The sequence below is a fragment of the Cellvibrio sp. ATLC23 genome (assembly GCF_057196725.1).
On record NZ_JBXUOS010000040.1, the window covers coordinates 1 to 223 of the forward strand.

The 223-nt window shown below is 45.3% G+C and carries 1 protein-coding gene; it reads left to right on the forward strand.

Annotated elements, in window-relative coordinates; all coding sequences use genetic code 11:
• A partial coding sequence (locus AC2CG4_RS20095; RefSeq protein ID WP_484487959.1) for a hypothetical protein occupies positions 1–223 on the forward strand: 223 nt, incomplete at both ends.

Below are 223 nucleotides of genomic sequence, written 5' to 3' on the forward strand. Positions count from 1 at the left end.
GATGCAATCGAATCAGGTGCTTGCAAACGCAGGCGCCTTTGCATGGTTTTGTGCGTTGATCTGTTGGAGCAGTAATCTGATTCGAGATAACACACCTTTCCGTTGGGTGGGATTAGCAGGTTTATTAATCGGCACCACCAGCTTGCTCGTAATAGCTACCGGTAAGTGGCATTTGAATGTGAGAGGAATGAGTTTATTTGTGTTAGTCACTAGCATCTGGTTT